Source organism: Desulfurivibrio nitratireducens, from assembly GCF_044068515.1.
Taxonomy (GTDB): domain Bacteria; phylum Desulfobacterota; class Desulfobulbia; order Desulfobulbales; family Desulfurivibrionaceae; genus Desulfurivibrio.
The window spans coordinates 1-23,051 of the sequence record NZ_JBIPKI010000020.1 but is presented as its reverse complement, the minus strand read 5'-3'; the positions used below and the strand labels follow the sequence as shown (position 1 = coordinate 23,051).

At 61.7% G+C, this 23,051-nt stretch carries 19 protein-coding genes, 1 other RNA gene and 1 pseudogene; 8 read left to right on the top strand and 13 right to left on the bottom strand.

Annotated features, from left to right (window positions below; translation table 11 throughout):
• Window positions 1–149 precede the first annotated feature (149 nt).
• The 12 genes and pseudogenes from ACHHTY_RS06940 to ACHHTY_RS06885 form a co-directional block, all read right to left on the bottom strand.
• Window positions 150–1,406, bottom strand: a complete 1,257-nt coding sequence (locus ACHHTY_RS06940; protein WP_395493374.1) for a YeeE/YedE thiosulfate transporter family protein — start codon at window positions 1,404–1,406, stop codon at window positions 150–152.
• Between the two features lie 134 nt (window positions 1,407–1,540).
• Complete coding sequence (locus tag ACHHTY_RS06935; RefSeq protein WP_395493373.1) at window positions 1,541–1,855, bottom strand: hypothetical protein; 315 nt, start codon at window positions 1,853–1,855, stop codon at window positions 1,541–1,543.
• Window positions 1,856–2,104: 249 nt separating this feature from the next.
• Window positions 2,105–3,943, bottom strand: coding sequence for an ArnT family glycosyltransferase (locus tag ACHHTY_RS06930; RefSeq protein WP_395493372.1), 1,839 nt, complete (start codon window positions 3,941–3,943; stop codon window positions 2,105–2,107).
• Window positions 3,944–4,246: 303 nt separating this feature from the next.
• Window positions 4,247–5,842: an NAD(P)/FAD-dependent oxidoreductase gene (locus tag ACHHTY_RS06925; RefSeq protein WP_395493371.1), complete on the bottom strand. Its 1,596-nt coding sequence runs from the start codon at window positions 5,840–5,842 to the stop codon at window positions 4,247–4,249.
• Window positions 5,843–5,890: 48 nt separating this feature from the next.
• Window positions 5,891–6,427, bottom strand: a complete 537-nt coding sequence (locus ACHHTY_RS06920; RefSeq protein WP_395493370.1) for a thioredoxin family protein — start codon at window positions 6,425–6,427, stop codon at window positions 5,891–5,893.
• 609 nt (window positions 6,428–7,036) lie between these two features.
• Window positions 7,037–7,294 carry a ComEA family DNA-binding protein gene (locus ACHHTY_RS06915; RefSeq protein WP_395493369.1) on the bottom strand — a complete coding sequence of 86 codons (258 nt, stop codon included), beginning with the start codon at window positions 7,292–7,294 and terminating at the stop codon, window positions 7,037–7,039.
• A gap of 342 nt (window positions 7,295–7,636) precedes the next feature.
• Window positions 7,637–7,900, bottom strand: coding sequence for a ComEA family DNA-binding protein (locus ACHHTY_RS06910; RefSeq protein WP_395493368.1), 264 nt, complete (start codon window positions 7,898–7,900; stop codon window positions 7,637–7,639).
• Window positions 7,901–8,086: 186 nt separating this feature from the next.
• Window positions 8,087–8,947, bottom strand: a complete 861-nt coding sequence (locus ACHHTY_RS06905; RefSeq protein ID WP_395493367.1) for a hypothetical protein — start codon at window positions 8,945–8,947, stop codon at window positions 8,087–8,089.
• 348 nt (window positions 8,948–9,295) lie between these two features.
• A complete protein-coding gene (locus ACHHTY_RS06900; RefSeq protein WP_395493366.1) occupies window positions 9,296–10,120 on the bottom strand; it encodes a hypothetical protein in 825 nt (274 codons plus the stop codon).
• A complete protein-coding gene (locus tag ACHHTY_RS06895) occupies window positions 10,110–10,859 on the bottom strand; it encodes an ABC transporter ATP-binding protein (protein WP_395493365.1) in 750 nt (249 codons plus the stop codon). The genes ACHHTY_RS06900 and ACHHTY_RS06895 overlap by 11 nt, the downstream gene beginning before the upstream one ends.
• A gap of 85 nt (window positions 10,860–10,944) precedes the next feature.
• The gene (locus ACHHTY_RS06890; RefSeq protein ID WP_395493364.1) at window positions 10,945–11,616 is read right to left on the bottom strand and encodes a transposase; all 672 of its coding nucleotides are present in this window, start codon (window positions 11,614–11,616) and stop codon (window positions 10,945–10,947) included.
• 715 nt (window positions 11,617–12,331) lie between these two features.
• Window positions 12,332–12,431: pseudogene (locus ACHHTY_RS06885) on the bottom strand (prepilin-type N-terminal cleavage/methylation domain-containing protein); the annotation flags it as partial.
• A 679-nt stretch (window positions 12,432–13,110) separates the two neighbouring features.
• On the opposite strand from ACHHTY_RS06885, the gene ACHHTY_RS06880 reads away from it, so the two are divergent.
• From ACHHTY_RS06880 to ACHHTY_RS06860, 5 genes are all read left to right on the top strand, one after another.
• Window positions 13,111–13,623 (top strand): GspH/FimT family pseudopilin, encoded by a 513-nt coding sequence (locus tag ACHHTY_RS06880; RefSeq protein WP_395493363.1) that lies wholly within the window; start codon window positions 13,111–13,113, stop codon window positions 13,621–13,623.
• Between the two features lie 24 nt (window positions 13,624–13,647).
• Window positions 13,648–14,358 (top strand): prepilin-type N-terminal cleavage/methylation domain-containing protein, encoded by a 711-nt coding sequence (locus ACHHTY_RS06875; RefSeq protein WP_395493362.1) that lies wholly within the window; start codon window positions 13,648–13,650, stop codon window positions 14,356–14,358.
• Window positions 14,355–14,813, top strand: coding sequence for a type IV pilus modification PilV family protein (locus tag ACHHTY_RS06870; RefSeq protein WP_395493361.1), 459 nt, complete (start codon window positions 14,355–14,357; stop codon window positions 14,811–14,813). The genes ACHHTY_RS06875 and ACHHTY_RS06870 overlap by 4 nt, the downstream gene beginning before the upstream one ends.
• Window positions 14,810–15,472, top strand: a complete 663-nt coding sequence (locus tag ACHHTY_RS06865; protein ID WP_395493360.1) for a PilX N-terminal domain-containing pilus assembly protein — start codon at window positions 14,810–14,812, stop codon at window positions 15,470–15,472. The genes ACHHTY_RS06870 and ACHHTY_RS06865 overlap by 4 nt, the downstream gene beginning before the upstream one ends.
• A gap of 136 nt (window positions 15,473–15,608) precedes the next feature.
• On the top strand, window positions 15,609–20,276 hold the full coding sequence (locus tag ACHHTY_RS06860) for a pilus assembly protein (RefSeq protein WP_395493359.1): 4,668 nt from the start codon (window positions 15,609–15,611) through the stop codon (window positions 20,274–20,276).
• A 92-nt stretch (window positions 20,277–20,368) separates the two neighbouring features.
• Here ACHHTY_RS06860 and ACHHTY_RS06855 read toward each other — a convergent pair whose 3' ends face one another.
• Complete coding sequence (locus tag ACHHTY_RS06855; RefSeq protein WP_395493358.1) at window positions 20,369–20,527, bottom strand: cysteine hydrolase family protein; 159 nt, start codon at window positions 20,525–20,527, stop codon at window positions 20,369–20,371.
• Between the two features lie 80 nt (window positions 20,528–20,607).
• Here ACHHTY_RS06855 and smpB point away from each other — a divergent pair, with 80 nt between their 5' ends.
• The 3 genes from smpB to ACHHTY_RS06840 all read left to right on the top strand — a co-directional run bounded on the left by smpB (window position 20,608) and on the right by ACHHTY_RS06840 (window position 23,013).
• Complete coding sequence (smpB, locus tag ACHHTY_RS06850) at window positions 20,608–21,072, top strand: SsrA-binding protein SmpB (RefSeq protein ID WP_395493357.1); 465 nt, start codon at window positions 20,608–20,610, stop codon at window positions 21,070–21,072.
• Window positions 21,073–21,200: 128 nt separating this feature from the next.
• Window positions 21,201–21,567, top strand: a transfer-messenger RNA (tmRNA) gene (gene ssrA / locus ACHHTY_RS06845).
• 210 nt (window positions 21,568–21,777) lie between these two features.
• Window positions 21,778–23,013, top strand: a complete 1,236-nt coding sequence (locus tag ACHHTY_RS06840) for a tyrosine-type recombinase/integrase (RefSeq protein WP_395493388.1) — start codon at window positions 21,778–21,780, stop codon at window positions 23,011–23,013.
• Window positions 23,014–23,051: the final 38 nt, after the last annotated feature.

Sequence of the window (23,051 nt, the reverse complement as noted above, 5' to 3'; positions counted from 1 at the left end):
CCGGTTCACCCTGGTAGGGTCGGAGCCGCCGGGCGCCGGTTGACAAAAAACAGGAGGATCATCGCGGCAACAATGGCGATGATCCTCCCGGTAAGACGGGCTAACGGCCAACTGCGCCGCCCCCGCTGTGGTTCAGGCAAGGCGCGGATTTACATATCGAGCACGCCCTTCTGGGTCTTTTCGTTCCAGGTTACCGCCACCCACCAGCCGCCCATGGCCGCCAGGATCAGGGCCAGGGTGCCGCCGTAGCCCAGGAAGGTGAAGGGCAGGTACACGAAGCTGCCCAGCATGCCTTCGCTGAAGGGCAGCGGGGTGCCGGCCTGGTACCAGGCGATGATCCCTTCGATATCGCGGGGACCGTGGATGAACTTGCTGGTCAGCGAAGCCCCGAGGCCGAAGAAGATCACGGCGATCCAGAGCTTGATCTGGCCTTCGCCGACCCGCCAGAGGGTGCCGGTGCCGCAGCCGCCGGCCAGCACCGCGCCGAAGCCGAAGATCACCCCGCCGAGCACCCCGCCCCAGCCGAAGACGCCGCGGAGGTAATGATCGGGGGCGACAATGCCGTTGGCCTTGAGGACGGTGATGCCGATCACCAGCAGGACCAGGGAGAGGGCCACCGACTTGGCCATCTTGCAGTCGCCGGTCATGTGGGGCTCACGGAAGGCCTGGATCATGCACCAGCGGCCGCGCTGGAAGGTGTAGCCCAAGGCGGCGGCGAGCAGCAGCACCCCACCCAGAGTCTGCAGGGGTGCCCAGCCGGTATGGCCCCAGAAATACTCCTGGCTGTTGGCATAGGCATAGGCCCCATAGATCAGGCCGACCAGGGCCAGGATGCCCAGCACCAACTGCACGCCGGACGGCACGTCGAAGGTTTTGCCGCCACCCTGGCCCCAGGAGATATTTTCCATTTCCCAGTAGGTATATTTGAGGGCCAGCATGGCGCCGACCACCAGCCCGGCCCACATGGCGAAACCATGGGCGGAAAGGTTGCCCAGGGCATTGTAGAAGCCGCCGACATTGCAGCCGCCGCCGAGAATGGCCCCGACCCCCATCAGGCTGCCGGCAAAAACCCCCTTGACCATTTCCAGCTTGGGGGGAATGCGGAAGGCGAAGTTGCCGCCCAGGCACGCGGAAACAAAGGCGCCGGCGATAAAGCCGATCCCGATCACCGAGCCGCTGTGGAGGAGAATATTGCCGGGAGCGCGCTCACCGACCCCGATCCCGTAGAAAAACCAGTCTCCCCAGTTCTGCACCGCGCCGGTGGCTCCCCAGGAAGTATACCAGGCCGCGATCACCACGCTCAGAAAGGCGATAATGGCTCCGGTGATATAGGGATTCCACTTATCCTTGCAAAGAACTTTGTACAACTCCCTTACCTGTTGTCCAAGCACGCTTCCTTCGCTCATACCCTCTCCTGTTTCCCTTTATGCGTTAGATCGCAAATGACGCGGGAGATGATGCCCTGCCTCCCTCTCAGGCGGCACATCTCCCGCGTCGATCTTAAGTCAAGCTCTGGCCGCCAGCGGCCATGACCCGCTCCTTAACGGCCGTATCCACCACCAGGCCGGGGCGGAGGCGGCGGAGCGCCGTAACCACCACCGGGCCGCGGCGGAGGAGCCCCGTAACCGCCGGCCGGCGGAGCCTTTTTCTCTTCATCTTCGCGCTTTACTTCCGGTTTTTCTTCTTTGGGCGCAGCCGGCGGCGCGCCATAACCGCCGGTGGCCGGCGCCGGGGGAGCACCGTAGCCGCCGGCCCGAGCCTGGGCTTCATCCGGTCCGCCGATCTGGCCCTGGAAGGCCACGAAGCCGAGCATGCCGGCCAGGATCAACATTCCCACCATTCGTGAAGTTTTCATTTTGAACCTCCTTAGCGTTATGATTTGAGGGCTTCTCGAAAATTGAGCTCTTTATAAAAGACCTTGCGGTCTTCCAACTTGTTCCCGCTGCCGCTGAATCGAACGGGCAGACAGCAGTCCGTCCGGGAGACGACAACCGGAAAAAACACTACTTAGTGGCATAGGCCGGGTAAACCGCGGGCAAGCAGAGGTCGGGTTTCCCAGCGCTCTCGAGTCGCCAGCCCGCACCCATCCAAAATAAAGTGTGGGTTATCTTATGTGATAATCCGCCATGTTGTAAAGAGAAAAATCAGGCCTTAAGTCAGTTAAACCGGCGCCGGCGCCGGAGCCCCGGCCGAAAACCTGAACATAGGGGCGGTGCTGAAAAATTCCGCTGTCGGCGACAAAACTCCGCAACAAGGAATAATCCCCCAGTTTCGCGATGATTTCCGGGGTAAATTCGGCCGCCGGACCGCCGGTTATGATCACCAGGATTTCGGGGTCCGGGGCGGCGGCCGGGAAATAAAAGGCCGGCAGCGCCATTTCCCAGGTAAAGCGCAGGGGCGAGGTCGCGATCCGGGCCGGCGGACCGGCCGCCAAGGCCGGAGGATGATAGGCCAGTGTTTTATGGGTGAAAAGATCGAGAATCGGCACCGTCACCCGGGGATCCATGGCCGCTTCGTCCTCGGCCAGCACCACCACCGCGATCCGCTCCGCGGCCAGGGTGTCGAGATAGCGCCCGGCTTGCTGGAGATTGCGTTCGGCCATGCTCTTGAGAAAAGGGAGATAAGCACCCCAGGCCAGGAGCAGAGAGGAGCCGACGATCACCAGCAGCAGGTGGCGGCGCAAACCCGGATCGGCCAGATCGCGCAGGCCGTAGCCGGCCAGCAGGGCCAGGAGGGGGAAAAGCGGGATGGAATAGCGGATCCGCCGCAATTCCATGATCACCAGCAGCAGCACGATCAGCCAGGCCACCGCCGGATAGCGCAGATCCCGCTCCCGGCCGGCCCGGTAAAGGGAATAAAGCAGGGCGGCGGTCAGCAGGGGATGGGTCTGGAAGAAAAAGGTCGAAACCAGGCTCTCGCTCCAGCCGTCGCGCAGGGCCGGGCGCTGGAATTCGAGCAGCAGGGCGAGCTGGTCGGCCATCACTTCCCGCATTCCCCAGAACAGGAGGGCCACGCAGACCAGGGCCGGAGCCAGGGCCAGTCCGGCCCGGACCAGGGCCCGGCGCCGATCCGCCCCCAGGGAGCAGAAAAAGATCGGCACCAGGCCGCTGAGCAGCAGCCAGGCCGAATACTTGACCAGGAAAACCCCGATCACCGCCAGGGCGGCGACGACAATATAGAGCCCGCCCCGGGTCATGGCCCGGTGGAAGCCGGCCAGGGCCAGCAGGACCAGGAACATGGCGCCGATATCCACCAGCAGCAGCGGGGTCTGGCTGTACAGGTAAGGAAAACCGAGAAACAGCAGGGCCCCGGTCCGGCCGGTCTCCTCGTCCCAGAGATCCCGGCCCAGTTGGGCGATCAGCAGAGCGGTGAGGGCGAAAAAGAGGGCGTTGAGCAGTTGGGCGGCCAGGCGGCTTTCGCCCCAGAGGGTAAAGAGCAGGCCGTAAAGGGCCGGCAGCAGGGGCAGGTCGGTCCAGGCGAAAATTTCGCCGCCCCACTGGCGGAAAAAGTAGAGCGGCCCGAACTCGCTGAAGCTTTTGGCCTGGATGAAATAGCGGGCCGAATCGACGATGGTTTCCGGGCTGTCGAGAAAGAGCAGGCAGGCGGTAAAGGCCAGCAGCGGGATTCCGAAGCGGCGCCAGGCCCGGGACCAAAGAGAGTTGCCACCCGGGCCGGGAGGAGCTTGCCCCCCCGGCGGGCTTTGCCCGGAGCCGGGGGCGCCCCGGCGGACCAGATCCGGAGCCACCGCCAGCAGCCAGAACAGCGGGGTCAGCAGGGCCAGGAGCAGGAGCAAGCGGCCGGGATCGGCGGCCTCAAAGACCCACTGCCAACTGGTCAGGCTGTTGTCGTCCAGGTGGCGGGCCCGGTAGAGCAGCAGGGGCAGGAGCAGGGAGAGGCCGGCGATCAGCAGGTGCCCCCCGATATGGTTAGACAAAGCTCGCAATGGCCGACTCACCCCGAATTAATCTTGGCGGCTTCGCCACAAGCCAGAACATTGTGGACCGGAACAGGCTGCCGAGCCTGCCCCGGCGAAGAGGCGGTTTCGGCGGCGGCCAGCCGGCCATCTTCCCCAAAACCTGTGGCCTCGTTGAGACGCAAAAAACAAGGCAACAGGCTACAGCTTAGCACAGGGCTTGGCCCGGCGGGCAAACGCCGGCCGCTGGAGTAGCCCGGCGCAAGCGGATCCGGCGGACATCACCGGGGCGCACCCGGCCCAGCCGGGGCAAACGGCGCCGCTGGCCGGGATTTACCCCTCGTGGTAGTCGGCTTCGCTGTTGACCGCCCAGATGGCGGCCTTGTCGGCGCTGCCGCTTTTGACCGCCGCCACCGCGGCCATGGCGGCCAGCATCGAGTGATCCATATTATTGTAGCGGTGCATGCCGTTGCGGCCGATCAGAAAAAGATTTTCCAGGCTGTCGGTAAAGGCCCGGATTTCGGCGAAGCGGCCGTAACTGCCCAGGTAGGCCGGGTAGGCCTTGGGCTGGCGGATCACCACCCCGTCGAGGACATCGCCGGGATCGATGAAACCCAGGGTGGCCAGTTCGGCGGCCCCCAGGCGGCGCAGCTCGGCGTCGGCCATGCTCCACAGGTCATCGCCTTCGTTGCAGAAATATTCGAGCCCGACCCAGACCGTGGCCGGATCGTGAACCAGGTAGGGGCTCCAGTTGTTGAAAATCTGCAACCGGCCCAGGCGGACGTCGTTTTCCTGGATATAGATCCAGTTGTCCGGCAGGAGTTCCGGGCCGCGGCCTTGCCGGCCGGCCCGGGTCGCCGGACTGGCGTTCATCTTTTTCAGCAGCAGGCCGATGGTGAGAAAATCGCGGTAAACCAGGCCGCCGGCCAATTCCTTAACCGGAGCCGGAACCCGGTCCAGGGCGCCGATCAAATCGCGGACCGGCATGGTGGAAAAGCAGAAATCCGCCGCCAGCTCAAATTCCCGTTCGCCGGCCCGCTCGCGGACCCGGACCCCGGTCACCCGCTCGGCGGCGGTGGTGATTCCCACTACCTCGTGGTTGGTCAGGATGGTGCCGCCGGCGGCGGTGACCTGGCGGGCCACCTCTTCCCAGAGCTGGCCGGGGCCCAGCTTGGGATAAAGAAAGCGGCGGATCAGGCTGGTTTCGACCCGGGCCCGGTCCCGGGCCTTTTCCCCGGCCACCAGGGCCCGCAGGGCGTGGAGCACCGCCCCGGCCATGGAGAGGCCCTTGACCCGTTGGGCGCCCCACTCGGCGGGAATTTGGGCGCAGGGCACCCCCCAGACCTTTTCGGTGTAATCCTTGAAAAAGGTGGCGTAGAGGCGGCGGCCGAACCGGTTGATGAAAAAATCCTCCAGGTTCTTTTCCTCCCGGAGGGGAAAGAGATGGGCCCGGAGATAGCTGGCCAGGATCAACAGCAGGCGGCCGAAGCCCAGGGCCCGGACCAGGGGCAGGCCCACGCTCAGGGGATAGTCGAGGAAGCGGCGGCGGTGGAAGATGCGGGAGAGGCGGGAGCGCCAGAGCATCACCCGGTCTACCCGTTCGGGGTCCGGCCCGCCGGGGACCAGCAGGTCGCTCAGATCGCGGCCCAGTTCCAGGTCGTCCCGGGCCGGGGCCCCCTGGATGGGCATGATTTCCCGCCACCAGGCCATGACTCGTTCCGAGCGGGAAAAAAAGCGGTGGCCGCCGATATCGATGCGGTTGCCCTGGTATACCTCGGTGCGGGAAATTCCCCCGAGATGGGGCGAAGCTTCCAGGACCAGGGGCACCACCTCGGTTTGGCGCAGCAGTTCCAGGGCTGCGGTAAGCCCGGCGGGGCCGGCCCCGATGATCACGGCGCGAGGAGTGGTTTCCCGGGAGGGGTTCATCATGGTTTCCAGGAGCTGGGTTGGCGGCCGCAGGGCCAGTGATCAACAGGTTTAACGGTTAAGCGGCGCCTTAGGGCCGGGGTCGGGTGCCTGATCCTCGCCCCCTTGGGCGGCGCGCAGCCACTTCTCGACCTGGGCCCGGCTGGGCAAGCGACCGGCGCTGACCACCCGGCCGTTGATGACCAGGGCCGGGGTCCGCTGCAGGCCGAAGCGCCCGATTTCATCGGGATCGTGGATCTGGACGATATCCGCAGCCACCCCCAGTTCCGCCATCACCTCGATCACCACTTCCTGGAGGCGGTTGCAGGAAACGCAATCGGCCCCCAGGATGCGAATTTCCAGGGTATCATCGCCCCGGCCGCCGCCGGTCAGCAGGCGCTGGTATTCCCGGATCAGGGCCTGGCGATAAAGATCCTCGCGGCCCGGCGGGATGTAATTGGCGGCGGCGACCTCTTCGAATAGCCGGGCCTGTACTTCCCAGCGGGGCTTGCCCCGGGCGGCCAAGGCCCGGGCCAGGGCGGCATCGAGCCCCACCAGGCCGACCACCGCCCGGCCGATCTTCAACGAGCACGGCAGCGGCAAATCCATTTTTACCCCCCTCCCCTGCAGGTAAAAATTTTTATACCTGACAAGTTTTTGATACTCCGGCCCGGCCCCGGCCATAACGGCCGGCCAGGCGGGGTCCGTAGCCGACCGGCGCCTCTGCTCTGCCCCAAAACGGCAACCTAACAAGCAACCGGGTACAAAATTTTGCACCGAAGCGGCGGAACCCGACCGACCGCCATGGGCTCAAGCCGCCGATATTAAAAGGATAAAGCAAAAAGCAACGCCCCTCGACAAAGCGGCATGGGGTTTGCATTTATAAATAAGCGCAAGAAAACTCCTTTTCTCCTGACAAAGAAGCCGGACGCTATCCTCCAAGCGTGCCGGCTTCTTTGTTTTCTGGCCAGGCGCCCAAACTTAACCGCGGGAACCCGGCGCGGTCAATAAATAAACGGCAGCCAGCCAGCCGGAAACCCCTCGGCGTGTCATAGTGCCCCACCAGCCGGCAGCGGGCGGGCGGGCCGCAAGGGGGCTATGGGGCGGGGAATTTTTTTTGCGGAGACAAGGCCGGCGGAATCAAGCCGGCCCGGGACAGCCAATGGCAGCGGGGAAATGGGGCGGGGAGGGGGACAACCATATTCAGTTGAGGGGACTTCAGTCTGTCACGGTGATGCGATCGCTCAGATTTTCCACCGTGCGAGCCCCGATCCCCGGCACCCGGGCCAGGTCTTCAATGCTGGCAAAGGGGCCGGCGCTTTCCCGGGATTCGATGATCGCCGCGGCCTTGCTGGGTCCGATGCCGGTCAGGGCCTGCAATTCTTCCTGGCTGGCGGTGTTGATGTTGAGGGCCGCCAAAGCGGTCCCGGCGGTAAAAAGCAGCACGCAGAGAGCGAGCATAATTTTCTTGATCATAGTTAACCTCCTTCAATTTAATTTCGCATAAACTCACTTAATCCCCCCTCCCCGCCCAAACCGCGGAACGTTGTCGGCACAGGCATGCAGCTGCTGCAACCAGCAAAAATCCTAACCTCTATATGCATCACAAGTCAAGTTTTTTTGCCGGAAAATTAATGCAGGGCGGGAAAAGCAGAGAGCGGCAGGAATAGCCGGGGGAGCAGCGTCCGGGGGATAGCGCGGAGCAGGCAAACGCCGCCCTTGGCCGAACCAGGGGATTTTGCCGGACCGGCCCAAAAAAGGGGCGGCAGGTCAAGGTCCGGCCGGCAAAAGGCGGCGGCCGCTGCCGCGACGGGAGTTTCAGTCGGCCACGGTGATCCGGTCGCGCAGGCGTTCCACGGTGCGGGCGTCGATACCCGGAACCTTGGCCAGATCATCGACGCTGGCGAAGGGACCGGTGCTTTCCCGGTAGGTGACGATCGCCGAGGCCATGATGTGGTTGACGCCATCCAGACCCATCAACTGCTCCCGGCTGGCGGTGTTGATGTTGAGGGCCGCCGCCAGGGCGGTCCCCACCATAAAAAGCAACAGGGTCAGGATCAGAACGATTTTTTTGAGCAGCATGGCCTACCTCCAGCAAGGTAATCGCGGGCGCAAAACCCGCCGGACCGGCCCTCCGGCAAAAAACAAACGGGCCGGTTAACCAACGAACCGGGTTCGGACAGTCAGCCAGACTCTAATCTTTGTCAGGTAAGCCGGTCAAGATTTTTTTGCCGGCAAAAAAAAGCGAAGCGACCATGACCAGCCGCGTCAGGGTCGGCGGGAGTCCGGCCCCCGCAGCAGCCGCAGGGTCGGGGGCTCCCAGGAAAGCTCAAAGGGGGGCTCGAATTCGGGCAGTTCGGCCAGCTCGGCCGGGACCAGTTCGGCCAGGGAAGCGGGATACTCCCCGGAGCGGGCCTGATAACGATCGAGGGCCTGCTGGACCACCACCGCCCGCTCGAACATGGCGATGCTGTGGCGGTAGCGCTCCCGCATCCCCTCGTCCTCCTCCCCGGCCAGCATGGCCCGCAGCCAGAAAAGGCCGCCGTAGATATCGCCGCCCTGGCCGGCCAGGGTCCCGGCCAGATGGCCCAGCCAGGAAGGGGCGCCGGGCAGTTCCACCGCCTGCTGGAGATAGCCCGCCGCCCCGACCGGATCCTTCAAATAATAAAAGTGGTTGAAGCCGACAAAAAAAGGCAGCACGAACTGGTCCGGCAGGGCCGCCATCCCCCGGCGGTGAATCCGGTTGGCGTAGGCGGTGTATTCATCGTCGATATGGGGCAGCAGGGCCTGGGCGAGATAGTAGGTATCGAGAAAATGGGGATGGAGCTGGGCGGCGGCGGCCAGCCGGGCGGCCAGGGGCGCCGCGTATTCCCGGGCATCCCGCTGCGGATCGACATGGCCGTAATAGACGGCGGTCTTGATAAACTGGATCTCGCCCCCTAACTGGCGCAGATAACCCAGGGCGATCTCCTGCAGGGCCGGCGGCGGCGGATGAGTGGGCTCCGGCACCCCGGCGGCATAATGCCGCTCCTGCAGGCCAAAAGCCGCCAGGTAAAAAAGCAGCAGCACCGGCAGCAGCAACCAACCCCCTGCCCGCCGCGCCCTGGTCGGGGCCGCTTGAGCCATCATCTCCATCCAACCCCCAGAACAAGCAAGAAATTATCCCCGGCAACCGCCAGCAACCAATGCCAACCGTTAAAGGCCGGCAGGACCGCAGAGCACGGCAAGCAGACCAGCACCGCCTGCCCCGGTACCCAAACCGGCCTGAGCGCCGCAAGCGACAGTGCTCAGCCCAGATAAACGGGCGGCAGTGCCGCAGGTTGCGGCAAGCAGGGGGTTGCCGCGGTGTCAGAAGACAGAAAGCAGAAGACAGAAGAGTTGAAAATTGAAAGCCTTCTCAGTTTTTTTCTGTCCTCTGTCCTCTGTCCTCTGGTAAGCCGATCGCCGCAAGATGCGGTGCTGCCGCCCGTTTACCTGTTATTGCAGGTCTCGGCGTTGGTAGACCCAGGCGGCCAACCACAGGGCCAAAACGATATAGGCCCCGGCCAGGCCGAAATTGACCGCCAGGGAAGCCAACTCGGGCCCGGGCCCGCCGGCGGTGATCAGGTTCTTGTAATCAAGCCGGGCGAAATCGGGAAACAGGGCGGTCAAGCCCTGCAGCAGCCGGTCCAGGCCGGCCGGCCCGCTCCCGGCGGCCGCCTGGGCCACCGCTTCTCGCACCACCGGCAGGCCGGAGCAGATGGCGTAGTAAGCCAGGGAGACCAGCAATACCGGAAAACTGCCCCGCACCAGGCCGGAAAAGAGCAGGATCACCGCCAGCAGCAGCAGTTGCAGGGCATAAAGCCCCAGCCAGGCCAGCAGGTAGGCCGCCGCGCTGAGATGGCTGAAATAAATGGGGCTCACCATCTGCTTGATCAGCAGCAGGGAGCCGAACCCCAGGGAACCCAGCAGCAGGTTGAGCAGCAGCAGCAGCAGGGCCAGGCCGGCGAAGATGCCCAGGACGTATTCTCCCCGGGAAATGGGGCGGGCCAGCAGGGCGTAGACCACCTTCTTCTCCTCGTCCATGGCCATCACCTGGACCCCGTGGAAAAAGAGAAAGATAAAGCCGGCCAGCCAGGCGATGGAGAGAATGAAATCGGCCGAGGCCCGGCCGATGTCGCGGGGGATGAAGTCGAAGAAGAAAAAGGCCCCCAACTGGGCGGCCACCGCCAGGACTACCAGGCCGAGCAGGGCGTGGCGGCGCAGACCGTCGAGCACCACCAGCCGGGCCACCGCCGCGATCCGGACCAGCTTAGACCCCATGGCCGGCCTCCTGGTCCCGCACCAGGGCGAGATAGGCTCCGGTGAAATCCGCCTCTTCCTGCTGGGCGCAGAGCTGACGGGGGGCGCCCTCGAAGAGCTTGTGGCTCTGGTGCAGCACCAGGACCCGGTCGGCCAGGCGATCGACATCCTCCAGAATATGAGAGCAGAAGAGAATCGAGCGCCCCTGCAGCTTGAGATCGCCGATCAAAGCCAGCATCTCGGCCCGGCCGATGGGGTCCAGGCCGCTCATGGGCTCGTCGAGGATCAGCAGTTCGGGTTCGGTGAGGAGAGCAATGGCGAAGTTGGCCCGCTGCTGCATGCCCTTGGAGTAGTCGCGCAGAGGCCGCTGGCGGTCGTCCCACAAGCCGAGCCGGGGCAGCCATTTGGCCGCGCCGGCCTCAATGGCGGCCCGGGAGAGGTTGCAGGTCCGGCCGGTGAAGCGCAGCATGTCGAGGACATTGAGGTTGGGGGGGAAATTGGCGGTTTCGGGCAGGTAGCCGATCCGCCGCCGCACCCGAGAATCCCGGGGGGAAGAGCCCAGCAGGCGGATCTCCCCCTGGTCGGGCCGGATAAAGTCGAGCAGCAGCTTGATGCTGGTGGACTTGCCGGCCCCGTTGGCCCCCACCAGCCCCAGGGTTTCCCCGGCGGCCAGGGCAAAGGAGACCCCGCTCAGGGCGGTCTTGGCCCGCTGGCCGAGTTCCTTGGCGTAGGTTTTGGAAACGTTGCGAAAAGAGATCATTATTCCGGCCGGCCCTGGTGACTTGAACGAAAAGGGGTCAGACCCCATTTCCGCCAATATAGTGGCCAAAATTCGCCCCGTCAATCTATTGAGGCCGAAAGGCCGAAAAGGGGTCTGACCCCTTTTCGGGTCGGCCCTGCCTTCTTAGTTGGAGCTGCAACCCTTGCCTGCTCTCTATTTCCTCAATAAATTTACGGTCCCCCGCCACCACTCCCTGCTGGGTCGCCTGGCGAATCAAGTTATGCGCCGGGTCATCGACTGCGCTGGCAAAGAGGGCGCGGTAGGCCTGCCAACGGGCCGAAGCATTCACATCTAAAGATAGATATTCGGGATGGGGGGTGAGAATCTCGTTCGGTTGGCCAAGGGCATTGGCGGCGTAACTGCTCCAAGGGTATTCACCGGGAGCCGCAACCATCCGGGCTCGTACCGGGTTCATTTCCACATAGCGCATGCAGACCAGCAGGTAGCGTTCCGATTGAACATGGCTGGATTTATACCGCCCCTGCCAAAGTCCGCCGCAGCGTTGATAACGATAGTTGACATACTGGACATAGCGGCGCCCGATATCCTGCATCAAACCGCTAAGGGCCGCCTGCGACGGGACGGTCAGCAGCAGGTGCAGGTGGTTGGTCATCAGGCAATAGGCGTGCAGGGCCACCTCTCGTTGCGCCGCGTAAACACCGAGCCAATCCAAGTAGAAAACGTAATCGTCAGCGGCAAAAAAGATCGGCTGACGATTTACCCCACGCTGAATCACATGTTGAGGTACTCCGGGGATATGGATACGAGGACGGCGCGGCATGGAACAAATTAAACAACGTAATTAAAACACCTTCAAGTGGTCAGGCGAAAAACAAAAAAAGAGGGGATAAGGCTTGAGGCTGCCCTATCCCCTGAGTGGTCAACAAGAAAGAGGAAAAGGGGTCTGACCCCTTTTCCCCCCCGCCGAAATTACATAGCGAACCAGTCACCGATACCAGCAAAGTCGTCTGCCTGGGGATTAGAGGCAGGGATCATATCAGCTTTCAGAGCTGTCATCACTCCATCTGCATCCATTCCGTCACCAGGTCCCAAGGAAGCTTGATCACGATACAGAGCTGACGAATCACTGTCGGCGCCATAAACTGTGTTGCCCTGCAAATGCTTGGCCACAGCCACATAGGACACTGCATTTGCGTCAGTTTCCGCTAAAGCCGATACACCATTCCCAAGACCAATGGGAAGATGGCGACCAACTTCTTGGACATTTTGGGCAATTACCGTAAGCAAACTACTTGGTCCTGCCAATATTTCACCGAGAACATTTATAGTAGTTCCTGTAAGGTCAGGGGTAACAGGATCTGTCTCTGTTGCTGCAATAGCTGTGTTTGTCACAGCATACAACTGCCAATCCGAGAAAAACGCCTCCTGAGCAGTAGTAAGGTTGCGCATATCACTCTGGGCCGAGGCATTAAACCCGCGGATGCGGTACTGGGCGAACTGCGGGATGGCGATGGCCGCCAGGATGCCGATGATCGCCACGACGATCATCAACTCCACCAATGTAAAACCTTTCTGTCCTTTCTGATTCATGGCCTGCAACATTTTTCATCCTCCGAGTTGATTTTGGGCGGCCTGCCTGGTCCCCCTCCAATGGTGGGAACAACGGCAAATGCCACGGTTTATAGCTGTTACTTGGTTATTTGAACTCCCAACACCCCATCCCGGGGCGATTGCCTATCACTGGCCAAATCTTAAGCATAACCCGTGCCAGTTTTTCCCGATTCGCCTTTTTCGCTTTAATGGCGCGCTCTTAGGCGTTAGCCCGCCAGCTTTTACCGCCCCCTGACCCTCCAACGGAGCCCAACCGAACCGACAAAAAATGTCACTTTGTTTGACCATTAATGTCAATCCAGCCCTTTTGGGCCTCCTGGGCCAGCGGTCCGGCCGGGGAAAATACGGCCCCGGCTCCGAGGTCGCCGGCCCGGCAACCGGGCGGCGGCCGGGACCGCCCAGCCCCGGGCCGATCCCGCCCTAACCAGGAGCCGGCGCCGGTCGGCCCGATTTTTGGGGCTCAAAAAAAGCGCTTATGCTATGATGGAAAACCGGCTCGCGCCCCCGGAGCTAGCCTCGCCGAATCGACTTTGCCGGAGCCCCGGCCCCGGCAGGGAACGAATTTTGCACTACAGAGTTGACTGCTGAGGGGAAATCCGGCCGCTGCTCCGGCCGCCGGACCCCCAATCATGCCGGAATGGAAAAAACTGACGGTGCCATGTTGAAACGAGGCAGGCCAAAAAAAATCTCCCGCCGGGCGGGCTTCACCCTGGTGGAGCTGATGGTGGTGATCGCGATCCTGGGGATCCTGGGGGCGGTGGCCCTGCCGATGATCACCAAGACCCTGCCCAATTACCGCCTGCGGGCCGAGGCCCGGGAGTTGGCGATCAACTTCAAGAAAGCCCGCCTGGAGGCGGTCAAGCGCAACCGCAACGTGGTCATCGAGTTCCCCGACCCGCTGCCGGCCAGCTCCTACCGGATCTTCGTCGATATGGACAACGACAATATCTTCGACCCGGACGTCGACCTGGAGCTGCTCAACTGGACCCTGCGGCCTCAAACCCAACTGGTCAGCACCAACTTCGCCAACCACCAGGCCCGCTACACGCCCCGGGGAACCCCCGACGGCAATATCGACAACCGGGAGATTGTGCTGCGCACCGACGACGGGTCCCGGGGTTACCGGCTGACCCTTTCCGTGGCGGGCAACATCAATCTCAATAACGAGTAAGCCTTGACGGAAGCTGATGAACCCATGACCACCGCCAACCGGCCCCAACAAAAAGGCTTTACCCTGGTGGAAGTGCTGATCGCCCTGCTGGTGGGCGGGATGGTTATGACGGCGGTGCTGACTTCCTTCCGGGGCCAGCATGCCACCTACCTGGCCCAGGACCAGGTGGTGGAGATGCAGCAGAATCTCCGGGTGGCCCTGGATATGCTGACCCGGGAAATCCGCAGCGCCGGCTATGATCCCGCCGGCCTGGGGGCGGGCTTCATCAGCGCCGACGCCGACGAGCTGGTCTTCTCCCGGGCCCGCGACGATGACAGCGGCGAGCTGGAATTCATCCGCTACCGGCTCTACACCGCCTACAGCGGCACTGCCCGGGCCCGCAGCGCCCTGGGCCGCACCCGGGTTGAAGCTTTCGAGGATTTCCAGGACCCCAGCAAGGCCAGCAACCGCTCGGTGGCCGAATATATCGAAGAGCTGGAGTTTTACTACCTGCTGGCCGACGGCAGCCGCGCTCTGGTGCCGGACGAACCCGCCGATATCCGCGGGGTCCAGATATCCCTGCTGGCCCGGGCGGCCAACGAGGACCGCAGCTATACCAACAACCTGCTTTACTTCCCCGCCTCCAACCCCACCATGGACGAGGAGGGGTTCTTCTGGGGACCTTTCAATGATAATTTCCGGCGCCATCTGCTGATCCAGACCATCTGGCTCCGCAACCAGGGGGCGGGCTTATGAGCAACAGGAACCTGCAGCAGGGCTTCACCCTGATCGAAGTGATGATCGCCATCACCCTGCTGGCGGTGGGGATTCTGGCGGCGGCTTCGATGCAGATTACCGCCCTGGGCGGCAACCACCTGGCCATCCGCACCACCACCGCCTCGACCCTGGCCGGGGCCACCATTGAAGAGCTGATGAGCCTGGAGTTCGAGCATGACGACCTGGCCGCCACCGCCACCATCGCGGAACTGACGGCGGCCCAGACCGACCCCGCCGCCCTGGAGCTGCTCCTGGACACGGCCCACCAGCCCGCCGAGCAGCCGGCCAATTTCCAGATTTTCTGGAGCGTGGTGGACGACTACCCCCTGATCGACTGCAAAACCATCCGGGTGCTGGTCCGCCGGCAAGACCGGGGGGTGCTGCGCGATCTGGCCCTTGATTTCATTAAAATGAGGCCGCTGACCGAATCATGAAAACCGCCGACCGTCATCCAGCCGCCCCCCGCGGGGCCCAAGGCGGCTTCGTCCTGGTGGGGGCGCTGCTGATCATGCTGGTGCTGGTGCTGATCGGGATTTCCGCCACCACCTCGACCAACCTGGAACTGCAGATCGCCACGGCGGAGCGGACCCACCGGGAAACTTTCTACAACGCCGACGCCGGCCTGGAGTTCGCCACCGCCCTGCTGGAAGAGAACGTCAGTTGCCCCGAGGGCTTCAGCAGTCCCGCCACCGGCGCGGATCGCCTGATCGGCCCGATCCGGGTCTTCGAAGACGCCCTGGCCTTCTGGCAGAATCCCCGCCTGGACGACAACGCCGTCATGCTGGCCTTTCTCGACGATCCCGCCACCCAGGCCGATCTGACCATGGGCGAGCTCTACCCCTGGATCAACCCCAACCCCGAACGCAGCACCAATATCCGCCTGGGCGGCCGCACCGTGGTCTCCCCCGGGGCCGCCCTGCAGATGGCGGCGGGTTACGTCGGCCTGGGCAAGGCCGCGGCCAGCGGCGGCACCGCCCTGTTATACGATATCTACGCCCAGCACCTGGGCCTCCAGAACAGTGAAAGCGTGCTGCATATCCAGTGGCGGCACGTGGTCGGCCAGGAAGGACCCTGCCGGGACCTGGAATTGTAATAGAATCCACTGGGGCCAGCGCCTTGTTCCGGACATGCTGCAACCTCCCCGGGCCAGGGTGCGACCAGCAGGCCGAACGGCCTTCCAAACAAGCGGAAAGGGCCAGACTCGCCAGTCAAACCAAGAGGGAGTGGAAATGAAAGCTTACCGAGAAATCCGCCAGGCGGCCCTGATCATCCTGCTGGCCCTTATCTGCCTGTCTTCCCCGATCGCAAGCTGGGCCGTCGACCGCTGCGTCAGCAACAATCCCGACGAGATTCCACCTTTTCTAGCCACCTCCACCGTCGATCCCAACCTGCTGCTGATCATCGACAATTCGGCCAGCATGTACGACCTGGCTTATGTAGATGACGCCGGCTACTGCTACGATGATAAATACAACCGGGATGAAAATGGCAACCATGTCAACCAAACCTACGTGGGTTATTTTGACCCTGATGGTTGGTATCTTTACGATTTCATTAGTGATAACTTCGTCGCGGCAGACATGGATAGCGGCTGCAGCGACGCCAATTATCGCAAAGGCCTGACCGGCAACCGCCAGGTATGTTTGAAAACCATCTCTTCATTGGATGATGACGGAGATACCGTGATCCAAGTCTCCTCCTTCGCCGCCCGGGGCAACTACCTCAATTGGGCGACGGCTTCCAAGATGGATATCGAAAAAAGCATTCTCACAGGAGGCAAATACGACGGCAATGCCTTGGTCATGGAGTCGCGAGGCTGCCTGGAAAAGCGTTTCGTTAAGGAAACCACCATCGATCTGGCCGGGCAGGAGGGCAACGAAGCCCGGCAGCTTACCTTGGCCATCCGTCAGCCCTCCGATGCTGAAAGGGCCAACAACCCCAATGATTATACAACCCGTATCGAAATTTTCCCTGCTACTATCAGTGGTTTCCAGCACGAAGCCTGCCAGAACGCGGTCGAGGAAATGCGACCACCGGCAGGTGAAGATGAAGAGGCAAAGAAACAACGACTGGGGCGGCTTAAGGGTTACATCGATGTATGCATGGGTTTTGACAGTTTAAAACCCAATGATCCCGAAGTATCCTCCCAGAGCGCCTTTAATCAGGCCATCCAGACCTGCTGGTTCATCGTCAAGCACAACGACCCAAGTTCCATCACCACCGGGGACATCAACAGGATCAAGAATTCCTGCGAGGGTATCTATGAAGGTAACGCGCCTCCCGGGGTCGACCCCAATGACATCTCCACCGACCACAGCGGTTATGTCTGCTTCGGCAACTACGACGCCAAGCGATTGGGCCACGGGGGAATACACCCCAACAGCGTAAGCGGCTATGTCGGCTACTGTTGGGACCATGGCGCTGTTACCTGGCGGCCCAACGACAAAATCAACCAGGACGGCTGGAAAGCCAACAGCTATGCCGATGTTGACTCCTGCGTCAGGGATGGTCTGTTCAGATACTGTGGCATCATTGACGTGCCGCCGGTTACCGATCCCAGCGATCAGGTTACCGGGGTGGGCGACGAAACCGGCGAGTTCTGGAATCTGCCGGCGGTGCTGGTGGACTCCGGGGTGGTCGGGCAATTGGGTAGTCCCCTGGCGGTACTGAAAGGCCGGGTAGCCTCCTCCTCTTCCCCATCAGGGCTGCTGCAGGAGTTCGCCGGCGAATTAAGGATTGGGGCCATGATTTTCAATTATGATGGCGCCCAACATGAATGCAGCCTGCCGGGGGCCCACGAAAATTATGCCTGTGGCAACGGAGTGCGCGACGGCGGCCAGGTCATTCATCCCGTCGGCGGTGATACCCAGGGGCTGATCAACGAGGTCAACGACATTGTCGCCAATACCTGGACTCCGCTGGCTGAAAGCATGTACAACGCCGTCGGCTACTATAAAAAGAACCCCAACCTCCGCCTGCATCTCGACGATTTCAAAACCGACGAAGATCCCATAATCGCCTGGTGCCAGATGAATAATATCCTGCTGATCACCGACGGGGCTTCCACCGCCGACCAGAACCCGACCATGATGAACTTCGCCAACGCGCTCGACTACAAGCTGGGCAGCGACACCTGCGACGCCCTCCACGGCAGCACCTATCTCGACGATCTGGCCAAATTTGCCCACGAAGATATCTGGCGGGACCGAATTTTCCCTCAGGGCGAAGCCAGACAAACCGTCACCACCCATGTCGTAGCTGTAGGCAATTTCCGCGATGAAGGGGCCGACAAATGCAGCCCCGACGTCCTCCTGGCCGCCGCCGCCGAAAGCGGCGGCACCACTCTTTACCAGGCGGAAAACCTCAACCAACTGGAACCCCGCCTGCGCGAGGCCTTCCGCAACATCCTGGCCGGGGCCGCGGCCGGCTCCGCCGCTTCGGTTATCTCCGCCACCCGTTCCGGCGAGGGCGCGGTTTACCAGGCCATCTTCTGGCCGGAAAAATTCGATCAGGCCGGCAACATGATCACCTGGGCCGGCGAAGTCCAGGCCCTGTTCGTCGATGCCCGGGGCCGGCTCTACGAGGACAGCAACCGCAATCGCCGACTGGATGCCGAAGACCAGCCGGTCGGCATTTTCCACGACCCCATTATCGGCAGTTCCCGGGCCTGCATCGGGACACTGACTGACGAAGTTTGCGACGGCGAAGTCAAGGACATTGCCGAGGTCAATTACCTGTGGAGCGCCAACGGCTGGCTCAGCAACCTCAACGACGGCGCGGTCCTCAGCAATCGCGCCGCCGCCAACTACATGACTGATGCCTCCCGGCGCTATATCTTCACCTGGAACGATCGCAGCGGCGACGGCCTGGTCAACTCCAATGAAGTAATTCCTTTCGAAGCGGCGACCATCTACGGTCTGGGCCCGGAAGTCTACCGGGATCTAAAGGTGGAAAGCGCCGAGGAAGCCCAGAACGTGGTCAACTGGGTCCGCGGTTTAGATCAGGCCGGGCTCCGCAGCCGCCGGATCGAAACCAGTCCCGGCCAGGCCATAACCTGGCGGCTGGGCGATGTGGTCCACTCCACTCCCACCGTGGTTTCCCGGCCGGCCGAAGGCTATCACTTCCTTTACCGCAGCCCCTCCTACGCCGCCTTTGCCAACCGCTACAACCACCGCCGCCACATGATATATTTCGGCGGCAACGACGGCATGCTTCACGCCGTCAACGGCGGCTTCTTCAATGCCGGCCAGAAAAAATTCTGCCTTACTCCGAGTTGCGCCGACGAGGCGGGTGCCATGCCACTGGGAACGGAAATGTGGGCCTACGTGCCCTATAATTTATGGCCCCACCTCCGCTGCCTCAGCGACCCCGAATACGGCCACAAGTATTACGTTGACCTGGTGCCGCGAGTTTTCGACGTCCAGATTTTCGACCCCGCCGACCCCAACCATCCCGGCGGCTGGGGCACCATCCTGGTGGGCGGGATGCGTTTCGGCGGAGAAAAGACCACGGCCAACGACAAGACCTTCAATTCCGCCTTCTTTATTCTCGATATCACCAACCCGGAAGAACCGCCGAAACTGCTGGCCGAGATGACCTTCCCCGGCGACGAGGCCGAAATGGGCTTCACCACCGCCGTGCCCACCATGGTGCCGATGGTCGAAGACGGCGTCTCCGAATGGTACCTGGTACTGGGCAGCGGCCCCACCAACCTCAAGGGGGAAAGCAGCCAGACCGGCCGGGTGGCGGTTATTTCACTGCGGCAACTGATCGCCGGCGAGATCCCCTTCCGCCTGCCCACGACTGCTCCTGCCGAGTCCACCCGGGCCGGAAGTTTTGCCCTGAGCGGCCACCCCAACTCCTTTGTCTCCGATCTGATTACGGTGGATTTCGATCTCAATTTCCTGGCCGATTCGGTGTACTTCGGCACGGTCAGCGGCAATTTCAGCGACGGTTGGGGCGGCATGGTTTACCGTCTGGTGACGGAAAAGCTGGACCTCACCGGCCGGCAGACCGCCAGCCATCCCCACCAATGGTCCGACCTGTTGCCGGGCAAGACCAACCCCCTGCCCCTGATCGATGTGGGTCAACCGGTCACCGCCGCCCCCGCCGCCGCCTGGGACGGCAGTAATTACTGGATCTATTTCGGCACCGGTCGGCTCTTCAACCGCGAGGATTACAATGATCAGAACGTTTACACTTACTATGGGATCAAGGAGCCCCAGGATTGCCTGGTCAACCGGTTCACCTGGGATACCGTGGAACGGAAGAACGTCAGCACTGCCAGCCTGAGTGCCGACCCGGGCCAGAGAGGTTTGCTGCAAGTCGATCAAATTGAGGTGCGGAGCAATATCAACGCCGCCGGGGCGCTGCTCGAGTGCCGGGACGGTACTGCCAACTGTCTGCCCCCCGATACCTACAACTTCCAGCAACTGCGGCAATACATCGTCGGTTTCGGCTGTCAATCCGACCAGCGCGGCACCGACGGCTGGTACCGGAAATTTCATGATACCGGCGAACGCAACCTCGGTCAGGCCACCGTTCTGGGCGGACTGCTGACCTATTCGGCTTACCTGCCCAGCGACGATGTCTGCCGGCCCGAAGGCTTTTCCGACCTCTACGCCCTCTTCTACCAGACCGGCACCGCCTGGCACCGCCCGGTGTTCAGCCGCTTCCAGGAACCCGGCGGCGAATTCGTCCAGTACCAGCAGCGGATCGGGCCCGGCCTGGCGATCACCCCCAGCCTGCATGTCGGCACCGAGACCGGGGCCAAGGCCTTCCTCCAGACCAGCACCGGGGCCATCGTCGGCATCGAGCAGCCGGAACTGCCCTTCCGGGAGTTCCGCACCGGCCGGGAGTCCTGGCGGGAGATTTATCGCCAGATCTTCACGGACTAAGGCGCTGAAAGGCAAAAGGGAGTCGGTCCGATTTTCGCTCCGTCAGGCGAAAATCGGGCCGGCTCCCTTATTTTTCTGCCGGTTTGGCCGGCTTAGCCGCTGAATTGCTCCTCCCGGACCAACTCTACTCCCGCCTCCCGCAGACGGCTCAGAGCCCGTTCCCCTTCCTGCCGATCCACCGGCCGGCAGCCGTCCACCAGCAGCCGCGCCGCCAGGCCCAGGCGGCGGGCGTCCAGGGCCGTGGCCAGCACTCAGACATCGAGGGCCAAGGCCGCGAGCGGGAAATACTTGCCAATTGCCACCCATCCCTTTACATGGTAAGGTTGCGGCGATGAAGAGCAGGGAAAGCGGCAAGGTGGTTTGCACCAACAAGAAGGCCTACCACGATTTCACCATCGAACAGGTGATCGAGGCGGGAATGGTCCTCAACGGCCCGGAAATCAAGTCGTTAAGGGCCGGCAAGGCCAACCTCAAGGACGGCTACGCCCAGATCAGGAAAAACGAGCTTTTTCTCTACAACGTCCATATTTCGCCCTATACCTTCGCCACCCAGGAGGTCCCCGATCCCTTAAGGGCCCGCAAGCTTTTGCTCCACCGCCGGGAGATCAACAAACTGATCGGCAAGCTCAAGGAGCAGGGCTATACCCTGGTGCCCCTGAAGATTTACCTCAATGCCCAGGGCCGGGCCAAGCTGGCCCTGGGCCTGGCCAAGGGCAAAAAACATTACGACAAGCGGGCGGCCCTGAAGCAAAAAGAGTCGGATCGCGAACTCCAGCGCATCATGCGGCGGGGGTAAACACCCCCGGAGCATAATCCTGAGAGAACTTTGGCGAAACTATTCGGCCAAACGGTTGTCTTATATAAATAGGAAGTTAAACCGGCACCGACCACCGGCGCCGTTTGCAGATAAATCACAAAAGATAAGGGGGCGAAACGGCTTCGACGGGGATATATAAGCACGGGCTGCATGTCGAGGTTTCCATCCACCTCGTAAAACCGGTGGAACTAAATATAGTCGCAGACGACTATGCACACGCAGTAGCCGCCTAAACAGCGAGTTCACTGCCGTCCTGCCGTACCGCTCCCGCGGGTTCGGTTAAAGGGCGTCGCTTAGCGGGATAGCTTTCGGGAACTCCTGTGGTCCGACGGCGAAACTGAAGCAGGATAGTGTCGCGGGTTTCTCGCCCTGGAGAAAAACCGGCACGATAAATCACCTTAACCGGGGCTAAGCATGTAGACGCCTGCTGGGGAGTATTTCCGGACCCGGGTTCAACTCCCGGCGCCTCCACCATTTCAGTATCCGACAACGTCCCACAAAGTACAAAAAACCCGCATCCAGACAAGGATTGCGGGTTTTTTGTGTCCGACGTCGTCCAAATAAAACTATTGCCATCCGGGGGCAACTGGGGGTAACATTGGGGGTAACAGCAAGGCTCTCGGGGGCTGTTACCCCCAAACCAATGGAAATTTTGCTAGGATTACGGGGAACCCCTTATGTCTCCTGCGCTTACAGCGCGTGGCTATCCGGGCGGCCAAGAGCAAGGACAAACCATACAAAATCTTTGATGGTGATGGCCTTTTCCTACTGGTTACCCCCACGAAGAAGGGAGAGTTACCCCCAAGTGGTGGGGGTAAGTGGTGGCGTTTCAAGTATCGCTTTGGGGGTAAGGAAAAACTGCTATCGTTTGGCACCTACCCCGAAGTCTCACTTTCCTTGGCCCGAGAAAGGAGAAACGAAGCCCGTAAACTGGTGGCCCTGGGCATTGACCCGGGCGAGGAGAGGAAGGCATCCAAGGATGCAGAGTCAGGCACGGGAAGCTTCGAGGCGGTCGCCCGCGAATGGCACGCAAAGTTTGCGGCCGTGGAATGGTCCGAGGTGCATGCCAAAAACATCATTTCCCGACTGGAAAAAAATATTTTCCCTTGGCTGGGAGCCAGGCCGGTTAACGAGATTACCGCCCCTGAAATAATCAGGGTATTCCGCATGATCGAAGAGCGCGGCCATCTGGAAACCCTGCATCGCACCCTCCATAACTGCGGCCAAGTCTTTCGCAATGCCATTGCCACCAGTCGCGCCACCGCCGATCCCACCTACAAGCTGGGCGAGGCCTTCCCCAAGCCCACCAAAAAGCATTTTTCCGCCATCACCGACCCCAAAGATGTTGCAAACCTTTTGCAGGCCATCAACGAATACCAGGGCTCTTTTGTCGTCAAGTGCGCATTAAAGCTGGCCCCGCTGGTTTTTTTACGCCCCAAAGAGTTGCGCCTGGCCCAATGGTCCGAATTTGACCTCGACCGGGCGGAGTGGAAGATCCCCATTGCCCGAATGAAAAGGACCCGCAGAGACAAGGAGGCCAACCCCAAAGAGGTCCATTTTGTCCCCTTGGCCAAACAAGCGGTGGCCATCCTGCGTGAACTGCAGCAGCTTACAGGCAGCGGCCAACTGGTGTTTCCTGGCCTAAGAGGAAATAGCAGACCGATCAGCGATGCCACTTTAACCAACGCCCTTCGCCGTATGGGCTATGCCAAGGATGAAATACACGTTCACGGCTTCCGGGCTATGGCCCGCACCATGTTGCGCCAGAACCTGGGGGTTGAGTCGGAATGGATCGAACGGCAGTTGTCCCACGCAGTGGACAATCCCTTGGGCAGAGCCTACGACCGAACCACGTTCTTGCCCGAACGCCGGAAGATGATGCAGGCCTGGGCCGATTATTTGGATGGACTGTCAGGTTGAATTTTTTCTCTGTTTACTTCTCAATGTTAGACAGTAGG

Coding starts and splice junctions, on each gene's coding strand:
- ACHHTY_RS06910 (WP_395493368.1), bottom strand. CDS start 7,900: ATGCTGCTCAAAAAAATCGTTCTGATCCTGACCCTGTTGCTTTTTATG.
- ACHHTY_RS06900 (WP_395493366.1), bottom strand. CDS start 10,120: ATGGGGTCTAAGCTGGTCCGGATCGCGGCGGTGGCCCGGCTGGTGGTG.
- ACHHTY_RS06940 (WP_395493374.1), bottom strand. CDS start 1,406: ATGAGCGAAGGAAGCGTGCTTGGACAACAGGTAAGGGAGTTGTACAAA.
- ACHHTY_RS06875 (WP_395493362.1), top strand. CDS start 13,648: ATGACCACCGCCAACCGGCCCCAACAAAAAGGCTTTACCCTGGTGGAA.
- ACHHTY_RS06880 (WP_395493363.1), top strand. CDS start 13,111: ATGTTGAAACGAGGCAGGCCAAAAAAAATCTCCCGCCGGGCGGGCTTC.
- ACHHTY_RS06920 (WP_395493370.1), bottom strand. CDS start 6,427: ATGGATTTGCCGCTGCCGTGCTCGTTGAAGATCGGCCGGGCGGTGGTC.
- smpB (WP_395493357.1), top strand. CDS start 20,608: ATGAAGAGCAGGGAAAGCGGCAAGGTGGTTTGCACCAACAAGAAGGCC.
- ACHHTY_RS06860 (WP_395493359.1), top strand. CDS start 15,609: ATGAAAGCTTACCGAGAAATCCGCCAGGCGGCCCTGATCATCCTGCTG.
- ACHHTY_RS06915 (WP_395493369.1), bottom strand. CDS start 7,294: ATGATCAAGAAAATTATGCTCGCTCTCTGCGTGCTGCTTTTTACCGCC.
- ACHHTY_RS06865 (WP_395493360.1), top strand. CDS start 14,810: ATGAAAACCGCCGACCGTCATCCAGCCGCCCCCCGCGGGGCCCAAGGC.
- ACHHTY_RS06935 (WP_395493373.1), bottom strand. CDS start 1,855: ATGAAAACTTCACGAATGGTGGGAATGTTGATCCTGGCCGGCATGCTC.
- ACHHTY_RS06925 (WP_395493371.1), bottom strand. CDS start 5,842: ATGATGAACCCCTCCCGGGAAACCACTCCTCGCGCCGTGATCATCGGG.
- ACHHTY_RS06895 (WP_395493365.1), bottom strand. CDS start 10,859: ATGATCTCTTTTCGCAACGTTTCCAAAACCTACGCCAAGGAACTCGGC.
- ACHHTY_RS06870 (WP_395493361.1), top strand. CDS start 14,355: ATGAGCAACAGGAACCTGCAGCAGGGCTTCACCCTGATCGAAGTGATG.
- ACHHTY_RS06905 (WP_395493367.1), bottom strand. CDS start 8,947: ATGATGGCTCAAGCGGCCCCGACCAGGGCGCGGCGGGCAGGGGGTTGG.